The 8,873-nt window shown below is 50.4% G+C and carries 1 protein-coding gene; it reads right to left on the reverse strand.

Annotated elements, in window-relative coordinates; translation table 11 throughout:
* Positions 1 to 16: 16 nt before the first annotated feature.
* Positions 17 to 8,815 (reverse strand): hypothetical protein, encoded by an 8,799-nt coding sequence (locus WG89_RS31410; protein WP_216638564.1) that lies wholly within the window; start codon positions 8,813 to 8,815, stop codon positions 17 to 19.
* Positions 8,816 to 8,873 lie beyond the last annotated feature (58 nt).

Consider the following 8,873-nt stretch of genomic DNA (forward strand, 5'->3'; position numbering starts at 1 on the left):
ATTTTAGAAAGAAGAATCAATAAACGCCTTCTTCCTCCTCTTCTTCACCCGCAGCAGTCGCATCCGATGGCAGCGCCTGGATAGACGTCAGACCGTTCTCAACTAACAGGAAGTCGCCTTCCAGCGGCAATGCCACCCCTTCAGAACCAACGTTAAAGTTGTTCAGTTGGGTAAAGATAGCGGGGTCAACACTGCCCAGCTCATCGGCCAGCTGCTGAGAGGTTGTTCTGAAGGCAGACAGAGCTACTGCTTCGTTGATGGACAGGAGTTTTTCACCCACAGAAACCACTTCAGGAGTCGCATCGGTAAAGACAGGGGATACAAAGGCAGCAGAAATAATATTCACTTGCCCATCTGTTGTACTGTCGATTACAAATTGATTGACCTGGTCACCGACCTGTAGCAATGCAGTAAAGTTAGTGACCTTAGCAACAATATGCGGCTCTGCTGTATCTTTCGATACGGCATAGATATTCCCGGTATTGCTTGTGAAGCTTGCGGTACCTGCGCCTCCATTTGCTTCTACATAATTAATATTGAGATCCCCTGAGTTTGCAGTGAACTCAACATCTCCAGTCTGACTCACGGCGTTGTCAATCGTCAGAGTATCCGTCGATACAACATTAATACTGCCACCTGCAGTAGCATTAAGATTGGTCACATCTGTAGTGCCACTGATACTGCTGGAAGTGCTCAGAGTTAACAGATCCAATGGATTGGTATAGTTAATGGACTTGTTCACTGCGCCAGGTGTGCCAATCGTCCCTACAGAAAGACTGACTGCTGAATCCGTTGTAAGATCCAGAGTACTTAATGTATGAGTCAGATTCTCAAAACTGGTGAAGGCAAAACCACCCAGCCTGGTAGCTGACGAGGTTAAATCCCAGCTCAAACCTTCTGTTCTATTAACCAGAGTATCGCTGTCGTCACCACCGGCCAGACTGTCCAGAGAGCTTAAGCTGCTATCCACATAGACGGTATCATTACCGGCACCCGTATCAATACTCTTAATACCTGTGAAATCAACGCCATAACTGTTCAGTGTATTGTTTCCAGTCCAGGTAATAGTGTCATCGCCGCTGGAGCCCAGGAGAGAACCATTACCGGCCTGATCATTCACCTGTTCAACCTCATGGAAAGTCATACCCTGAGCAATGATCTGGTTATCACCGTTCAACTGCCATTGTTCAGCGCTGTTGTTACTGATCACCTGATCAACACCGTCACCGGCATAGATCATACGAATACCCGTGATTGCCATTCCCTTGGTAGTCAGGGCAGTGTCACCTGTTACTTCGTAGGTTTCGTTACTGCTAACTCCGGCCAGCTGATTGCTGGAACCCGTATCGGAAATATTTCCAATATTGCTAAAGCTCACTCCAGCTGCAGAAACAGCATTACTTTCATCCTGAAGCTGCCAGCTCAAATCGGTGCCTGTAACACTATCCGCGTTATCAGTACCACCGCTATAACTTGTAGCACTGTTAAAGCTGATTCCTGCTACATCTATATTATTGCTGCCTGTAATACTGGCTGTCTGTCTGGTTCCTGACGCATTGGTGATCGCTGCACTGGTACTAACAACATTAATATTGGACAGCGTATGAGAACTACTTTTTAGAGCATTGTTCCCAGTCAAACTCCAACTGGCATTATTGTTGTCAACAATCGTGTCAGTATTAGTGGATGAGCCAATATAAGTAGTGCTGCCATCAAAACTGATATCAGCGAATGACAGGCTGGAGACTCCCAATGTCACTGTCTGGTCAGCAGAAGTGTTGTTGGTGACAGTACCGGTTGTAACTATACGGCCAGTGCCATCAATCAGAACATTATAATTGCTCGAGCTGGCCGTATTAGTGCCAGAAACAGACCAGTTACCATTGTTTTGATCAGTAATATCTCCGCTGGTCTTCAGCTGGTTCACATTACTCAGGTTATGAGTCGTATTACTGAGAGCCTGGTTTCCTGAAAGATTCCAGGCATTCCCTGTATTATCCGTCACGTTATCTATGGTAGTAGACCCACCAATGTAGCTCTTACTACCCGCGAAGGTCATGCCTGCGAGCACCAAACTGTCGGTATTGAGCGTTACATCCTGATCACTGTTACTGTCGTTAGTAACACTACCGGAAGTACTGAACTGGCTGCTGCCCGCTACGGTCAGGTCATTGTCACTGGAGAAGGCAAGGTTATCGCCCTGAACAGCCCAACCCTTATTCGTCGTATCCGTGATATTGCCCTGGGTGGTGAGCTTTTTGGTACCAGAAACCGTAATGCCCTGGTCGGCTGAAGCAATCAGGTTCTGACCATCCACCGACCAGGCTGTGTTGCCATTGTCGGTGATATCACCAGTTGTGTTGATCTGCTCCACATTCGACAGCGTACGGGTATTATCCGTTAACGCACGGTTGCCGGTGATACTCCAGGCAGCATTAGTACTGTCAGTCACCGTATCCGAATTATTGGCCGAACCGGTATAGCTCTGACTGCCCGCAAAGGTCATGCCCGCAATCACCAGGCTATTTGCGTTCAGCGTCACTGCCTGATCACTGTTACTGTCGTTAGTAACACTACCGGTAGTMSTRAWCTGGCTGCTGCCYGCTACGGTCAGGTCATTGTCACTGGAGAAGGCAAGGTTATCGCCCTGCACGGCCCAAGCCTTATTCGTGGTATCCGTGATATTGCCCTGGGTGGTGAGCTTACGAGTACCGGATACGGTAATGCCCTGATCSGCCGAAGCAATCAGGTTCTGGCCATCCAMCGACCAGGCTGTGTTGCCATTGTCGGTGATATCACCAGTGGTGTTGATCTGCTCCACATTCGACAGTGTGCGAGTATTATCCGTTAAYGCACGGTTGCCGGTGATACTCCAAGCCGCATTAGTACTGTCAGTCACCGTATCCGAATTATTGGCCGAACCGGTATAACTCTGGCTACCCGCAAAGGTCATACCGGCAACCACCAGACTGTTCACGTTCAGCGTTACCGCCTGATCACTGTTACTGTCGTTTGTAACACTACCGGTAGTACTGAACTGGCTGCTACCTGTCACGGTCAGGTCATTGTCACTGGAGAAGGCAAGATTATCGCCCTGCACGGCCCAAGCCTTATTCGTGGTATCCGTGATATTGCCCTGGGTAGTGAGCTTTTTGGTACCAGAAACCGTAATGCCCTGGTCGGCTGAAGCAATCAGGTTCTGGCCATCCACCGACCAGGCTGTGTTGCCATTGTCGGTGATGTCACCTTCAGTTTTGATGTGCTCAACATTGGACAGATTACGGCTATTGTCTGTCAGTGTCCGGTTGCCGGTGATACTCCAGCCTGCATTGGCGCTGTCTGTCACCGTATCCGTGTTGTTAGAAGAACCCGTGTAGTTCTGACTGCCATCAAAGGTAATACCCGCCACGGTCAGGCTGCTGGTATTCAGCATCACAGCCTGATTTGCTGATGTAGCGTTGGTCACACTGCCCGTCGTAGAAATTTGACCTGTGCCATTAATCAGAACATTGAAACCGGTTGAGCTGGCCATATTAATGCCCGTCACAGACCAGTGACCATTGTTCTGATCCGAGATATCACCACTGGTATTCAGCTGGTTAACGTTACTCAGACTGTGACTGGTATTACTCATGGCCTGGTTACCTGTCAGATCCCAGGCACTACCTGTTGTATCAGTCACAGTATCAGCATTACCTGCAGAACCAATGTAGTCCTGGCTACCCGCAAAGGTCATGCCCGCAACCACCAAACTATTTGCGTTCAGCGTTACATCCTGATCACTGTTACTGTCGTTAGTAACACTACCGGTAGTGGTAATCTGGCTGCTGCCCGCCATGGTCAGGTCATTGTCACTGGAAAAGGCAAGGTTATCGCCCTGAACAGCCCAACCCTTATTCGTGGTATCCGTGATATTGCCCTGGGTGGTGAGCTTTTTGGTACCAGAAACCGTAATTCCCTGGTCGGCTGAAGCGATCAGGTTCTGGCCATCCACCGACCAGGCTGTGTTGCCATTGTCTGTGATGTCACCTTCAGTTTTGATGTGCTCAACATTGGACAGCGTACGGGTATTATCGGTTAACGCACGGTTACCGGTGATACTCCAGCCTGCATTGACGCTGTCAGTCACCGTATCCGTGCTGTTAGAAGAACCTGTGTAGCTCTGACTGCCCGCAAAGGTCATACTGGCAACCACCAGACTATTCGCGTTCAGTGTCACTGCCTGATCACTGTTACTGTCGTTAGTAACACTACCGGTAGTCGTAATCTGGCTGCTGCCTGCTACGGTCAGGTCATTATCACTGGAAAAGGCAAGGTTATCGCCCTGCACGGCCCAAGCCTTATTCGTGGTATCCGTGATATTGCCCTGAGTGATGAGCTTACCAGTACCGGATACTGTAATGCCCTGATCCGCCGATGCGATCAGGTTCTGGCCATCCACCGACCAGGCCGTATTGCCATTGTCAGTGATGTCGCCAGAAGTGTTGATCTGCTCCACATTCGACAGCGTACGGGTATTATCCGTTAACGCACGGTTGCCGGTGATACTCCAGGCAGCATTAATACTGTCAGTCACCGTATCCGTGCTGTTAGAAGAACCTGTGTAGCTCTGACTACCCGCAAAGGTCATACCTGCAACCACCAGACTATTCGCGTTCAGCGTCACTGCCTGATCACTGTTACTGTCGTTAGTAACACTACCCGTAGTCGTGATCTGGCTGCTGCCTGCTACGGTCAGGTCATTGTCACTGGAGAAGGCAAGGTTATCGCCCTGCACGGCCCACCCCTTATTCGAGGTATCCGTGATATTGCCCTGGGTGGTGAGCTTTTTGGTACCAGAAACCGTAATTCCCTGGTCGGCTGAAGCAATCAGGTTCTGGCCATCCACCGACCAGGCTGTGTTGCCATTGTCGGTGATATCACCACTGGTGTTGATCTGCTCCACATTCGACAGYGTGCGAGTATTATCCGTTAACGTACGGTTGCCGGTGATACTCCAGGCAGCATTAATACTGTCAGTCACCGTATCCGTGTTAGTGGCCGAACCGGTATAGCTCTGACTGCCCTCAAAGGTCATACCGGCAACCACCAGACTGTTCGCGTTCAACGTCACTGCCTGATCAGTGTTACTGTCGTTAGTAACACTACCCGTAGTCGTAATCTGGCTGCTGCCCGCTACGGTCAGGTCATTGTCACTGGAGAAGGCAAGGTTATCGCCCTGAACAGCCCAACCCTTATTCGTGGTATCCGTGATATTGCCCTGGGTGGTGAGCTTACCAGTACCGGATACAGTAATGCCCTGATCCACCGAAGCAATGAGGTTCTGACCATCCACCGACCAGGCTGTGTTGCCATTGTCAGTGATGTCGCCAGAAGTATTGATCTGCTCCACATTCGACAGCGTACGGGTATTATCGGTTAACGCACGGTTGCCGGTGATACTCCAGCCTGCATTGGTGCTGTCTGTGACCGTATCCKTTTTGGTATCCGAACCCGTGTAGTTCTGGCTGCCATCGAAGGTAATACCCGCTACCGTCAGGCTGCTGGCATTCAGAGTAACCGCCTGATCACTGTTACTGTCGTTAGTAACACTACCGGTAGTCGTGAACTGGCTGCTGCCTGCTACGGTCAGGTCATTGTCACTGGAGAAGGCAAGATTATCGCCCTGCACGGCCCAAGCCTTATTCGTGGTATCCGTGATATTGCCCTGGGTAGTGAGCTTTTGGGTACCAGAAACCGTAATGCCCTGGTCGGCTGAAGCAATCAGGTTCCGGCCATCCACCGACCACGCTGTGTTGCCATTGTCGGTGATATCACCTTCAGTTTTGATGTACTCAACATTGGACAGCGTACGGGTATTATCGGTTAAAGCACGGTTACCGGTGATACTCCAGCCTGCATTGGCGCTGTCTGTCACCGTATCCGTCTTATCCGCAGCACCGGTGTAGCTCTGACTGCCCGCAAAGGTAATGCCCGCTACCGTCAGGCTGCTGGCATTCAGAGTAACCGCCTGATTTGCCGACGTAGCGTTGGTGACACTACCAGTTGTAGAGATTCGACCTGCACCATTAATCAGAACATTGAAATCGGTTGAGCTGGCCATATTAATGCCCGTCACAGACCAGTGACCATTGTTCTGATCCGAAATATCACCACTGGTATTCAGCTGGTTAACGTTACTCAGACTGTGACTGGTATTACTCAAGGCCTGATTACCTGTCAGGTCCCAGGCATTACCTGTTGTATCAGTCACAGTATCCGCATTACCTGCAGAACCAATGTAGTCCTGGCTACCCGCAAAGGTCATACCGGCAACAACCAGGCTGTACGCGTTCAGCGTTACCGCCTGATCACTGTTACTGTCGTTAGTAACACTACCAGCAGTCGTAATCTGGCTGCTGCCTGCTACGGTCAGGTCATTGTCACTGGAGAAGGCAAGATTATCGCCCTGGACCGCCCAAGCCTTATTCGTGGTATCAGTGATATTGCCCTGGGTAGTGAGCTTTTGGGTACCAGATACGGTGATGCCCTGATCAGCCGATGCGATCAGGTTCTGACCATCCACCGACCAGGCTGTGTTGCCATTGTCTGTGATGTCACCTTCAGTTTTGATGTACTCAACATTGGACAGCGTACGGGTATTATCGGTTAAAGCACGGTTACCAGTGATACTCCAGCCTGCATTGGCGCTGTCTGTCACCGTATCCTTCTTATCCGCAGCACCGGTGTAGCTCTGACTGCCCGCAAAGGTAATGCCCGCTACCGTGAGGCTGCTGGCATTAAGAGTGACCGCTTGATCCGCGTTGGTATTGTTGGTCACACCACCCACGGTCTGAACGTTGTCCATCCCCTTGAAGGTAATGGTGCCATCACTGGCAATGGTGGAGCCTGTTACCGACCAATCGCTGCCAACACTGTCAATGACATCAGCCTGAGACTGAACTTCGTTAATCTCACTGAAAGTGTAACCCTGATAGGTCACCTTTCCGGCATCCGCAATGGTGTAACTGTTTTTGCCCTGGGTGGTGGTTTCATCATCAATGATATCGTCCAGACCACTGGCACCAATATACACCTTGCTGCCATCAAAACTGATGCCCGCCACGGTGTAGCCACTGTCTTCCAACAACAGTGTCTGGGTACTGCCGGAGTTATTGGTAACCGAACCCTCTGTCACAATCCGGGTGCTGTTGACGACCTTCAGGTTACCCGCACTGGAGGTTGCCTGCTGAGTACCGTTAAGGATCCAATTAGACTTCACGGAGTCGGTAATCACCCCTTCCGAGGTGATCTGGTTGACCTCGTTCAGGATAAAGCCATTACCGGTCAGCTTATTCGCTGCCACGAGTTCCCAGGCACGGTTGCTGCTGTCAATCACCAGATCATCAAAATTGGATGCACCGTTGAACACCCGGCTGCCAATAAAGTCGATACCCGCGAGGAAAATACTGTCTCCATCAACAGTTACGTCCTGTTTGGCATTGCTGTCATTAGTGACTTCACCCTGGGTGGTCACTGCATTGATATTACTGAAGCTATATGTAGTGTTATTGGCTGTATTATTACCAGTAACAAGCCAATTACTGTTTTGTGTATCGTTAACACTGTCGTAACTACTGTGGCCTACATAACTGGAAACTTCTTTGAACTGGATACCCCCAACCTTGAGGTTGTCGCTATTCAGATCGACTGTCAGGCTTCCACCTGAGTTGTTGGTCACTTGAGACTGGCTGCTGGTAATCCCTCCCACCTTGCTCAGGTAACGGGTACCATCGTTAGCGGTATTCATCGCTGTCAGCGACCAGTCATTACTGTTGTTATCTACTACCGTATCAAGCTGGGTCTCATCACTGGTATCCCAGCCGGTGTAGGCAGTACTGCCTGCAAAAGCAATGCCCGCAACAGTGATGTTGTTGCTGTTCAGGGTAACTTCCTGAGTCTTACCACTGTCGTTCGTAATACCACCCGTAGTAGTGATTTGACCCGTACCCGCAATGGTCAGGTCATTGTCACTGGAGAAGGCATTATTATCGCCCTTAACAGCCCAGGCCTTGTTGGTTGTGTCGTTAATATTCCCTTGGGTCGTCAGTTTCTTTGTGCCAGTAACAGTTAAAGCCTGATCCTGAGATGAAATCAGGTTCTTCGCATCCACCGACCAGTTCGTATTACCTTTATCAGTGATATCACCGGCTGTAGTCAAACTGCTGGTTCCGGAAATGGTCAACTCCTGAACCGAAGAAGAGATCAGATTCTTACCATCGACCGACCAGGCGGTATCGCCCTGATCCGTAATCGCACCACTGGCGTTGAGGCGATCAACATTGCTCAAAGTTCGGGTATCGTCGGTCAGAGCTTTAACACCGGTCACCTTCCAATCTGCTGCGGTTGTGTCTGTAACCGTATCAGTCTGACCCGCAGAACCGATATAGGTTTGGCTACCGTCAAAGGTAATCTCGGCAACCTTCAGGCTGCTGGCATTCAGTTCAACAGTCTGATCAGCACTACTGGAATTAGTTACGCTACCAGAAGTAGTAATTTGGCTCGTACCGCTAATGGTCAAGTTATTATCATTGGAGAAGGCCAGATTATCGCCCCGTACCGCCCAGCCTTTATTGGTGGCATCGGTGACATTGCCCTGGGTGGTCAGTTGGGTGGTACTGCCAATGGTCAGGCCCCGACCGCTGGACGAGATAAGGTTGGCACCGTCCACGGACCAGTCGGTGGTGCTGTTGTCGGTAATGTTTCCGGACGTATTGACCCGGTCCACGCCACTCAGTGATCGGCTGCCACTCTCCAGCGTCTGGGTACCGGTCACCGTCCAGGCTCCGCCCGTATTATCAGTGACGATATCCGTGGCATCATCCGTCTGGGAG

This window comes from Endozoicomonas arenosclerae, assembly GCF_001562015.1.
GTDB classification, from domain to species: Bacteria; Pseudomonadota; Gammaproteobacteria; order Pseudomonadales; family Endozoicomonadaceae; genus Endozoicomonas_A; species Endozoicomonas_A arenosclerae.